Raw genomic sequence first — 2,152 nt, forward strand, 5'->3', positions numbered from 1 at the left:
CTATCAACTTTTTGCTACTCGTTTATCGTAGCATTTAATTGTGTCGTTACTATGTGGATTTAATGTGATGTTAAATATTTTGCTTCACCTATCTCATGCCTGCTCGCGTCCTAATCTCTTAATTTCGTTCTATTCTATCAGTGCTACGAATAAAAATAGATTAGTACTAAAACGAAGAGAAGGGGGAGACCAATGACGCGAACCAAATTGAGAGTGATCGGCCTGTCAGTGTTTCTATCATCTTTTTTAATTTCCCTAAAAGTCATCCCGGCGTACATTGAACTAAACGAACCTAAAGTTGGCACCTTACCTGAAAAAAGTCAGGTTCTGATGGTAAAAGAAGAAAAGATCATTATTCAAAAATCAAGTAAGACAATAAAAGCAGAGAAGCCAAATCCAATCGCTTCCTTGAAAAATTCAGCGGTGACCCCAACTGCGAAAAGGATGGTTCAAAAGCCGAAGCAATCGGAGCAACCACGAGTGCTGATTTACCATACCCATAATCGTGAATCTTGGTTGCCAGAACTTCAAGGTAAAACCGATCCCAATGAGGCCTTTGATTCCAAAATAAACGTTACTTTATTGGGAAAGGATCTATCCAATAAATTAAAAGTAAAAGGTATGAGTGTGATCCAATCTGCTGAAGATTATCCAAGTAAAATAAATAAATTTGACTACGCAAAATCTTACGCCTATTCAAAGGCTACATTGAGCAAGGAGCTCTTTAAACATAAATCCATTGAATATGTATTTGATATACATCGAGATTCGGAATCAAAAAGCAAAACAACCATACTGTACAACAATGTGAATTACGCTCAGTTATATTTTGTTGTTGGACGGGATAATCCCAATTGGAAACAAATCAAGAAATTTGCAGCCCGGCTACAAAATAAATTAAATGAAAAAATACCTGGAATCTCCAAGGGGATTTACCAAAAGGATCACTCCAGCGGGAATGGACAATATAATCAATCACTTGCCGAATATAGCGCGCTTATTGAAATCGGCGGTGTTGAAAATGCATTAGAAGAAAATTATCGTACGATATCGATTTTGGCTGATGCGATTCATGAAATTTGGCATGAAGATCATAACTCAGCCATTTAAGAAACATGATCGGATAATGCTCTACTGACCTCGGGCCGATGGACAAGCTTCATGTAAATATTTTGAATATGGGAACTTCATGATTCAAAGTTTTGATACATTCCTGAGCAAAAACTCCTGCCTAAATGGCAGGAGTTTTTGCTTACAGTTTCAGTAATTTAGCATTGATGGCTACAATGACGGTGCTTAAAGACATCAGGATGGCGCCAACTGCAGGATCGAGAACAATGCCAAACGGCAATAGAACACCTGCAGCAAGTGGGATGGCAACGATGTTATAACCAGTCGCCCACCATAAGTTTTGCATCATTTTACGATAGGTCACCCTGGAAAGCTTAATGATATTGACGACGTCTTGCGGATTGCTCTTGATAAGCACGACGTCAGCAGTCTCAATCGCAACATCAGTACCGGCACCGATCGCGATCCCTAAATCTGCCTTGGCAAGCGCTGGAGCATCGTTAACCCCATCACCGGTCATCGCTGTACGCAAACCTTCTTTTGCTTGAATCTGGTCGATTTTATCCGACTTTTGATGGGGGAGAACCTCGGCGAAGATTTCATCCAAGCCTAGCTGCTTGCCGACATATTGGGCCACCTTCTGGTTATCCCCCGTTAACATGATGGATTTAACCCCCATATCATTTAGTTCTTGAACGGCATCTTTGGCAGTGTCTCGGATCATATCTGCCAGTGCGATCATCCCTGCCACTTGACCATCAACGAGGATAAAGACAACGGTTTTACCCTCTTGCGACCATTGATTAAAGCGTTCCTCATCAAATGAAAGGCGCTTCTCCTTTACGTATACAGGACTTACCCCCATAATTTCCTTGCCGTCCACAATCCCTTGAAGGCCACTGCCCGGGAGTGCTTTGAAGTCAGTCACTTCTTTAAGTTGAATCCCTTTTTCCTTTGCAGCTTTTGTAATGCCTCTGGCGATTGGATGCTCGGAATGTGTCTCCACGCTTGCTGCATAGGTAAGAAGTTCCGTCTCGGAGGACGCGTTACCGAGATGGATATTTGTAATCCCGAATTCCCC

Annotated in this window: 2 protein-coding genes; one reads left to right on the forward strand and one right to left on the reverse strand. The window is 41.7% G+C overall.

Going from position 1 to position 2,152, the window contains the following annotated elements; translation table 11 throughout:
• Window positions 1-192 precede the first annotated feature (192 nt).
• Window positions 193-1,110 (forward strand): stage II sporulation protein P, encoded by a 918-nt coding sequence (gene spoIIP / locus POTG_RS10685; RefSeq protein ID WP_009224839.1) that lies wholly within the window; start codon window positions 193-195, stop codon window positions 1,108-1,110.
• Window positions 1,111-1,252: 142 nt separating this feature from the next.
• On the opposite strand, the gene POTG_RS10690 is transcribed toward spoIIP, so the two are convergent.
• A partial coding sequence (locus tag POTG_RS10690; protein WP_009224840.1) for an HAD-IC family P-type ATPase occupies window positions 1,253-2,152 on the reverse strand: 900 nt, incomplete at its 5' end.

This window comes from Paenibacillus sp. oral taxon 786 str. D14 (genome assembly GCF_000159955.1).
Taxonomy (GTDB): domain Bacteria; phylum Bacillota; class Bacilli; order Paenibacillales; family Paenibacillaceae; genus Fontibacillus; species Fontibacillus phoenicis.

Excerpts from the sequence above, each read along its gene's own strand:
- spoIIP (WP_009224839.1), top strand. The coding sequence starts at position 193 with ATGACGCGAACCAAATTGAGAGTGATCGGCCTGTCAGTGTTTCTATCA.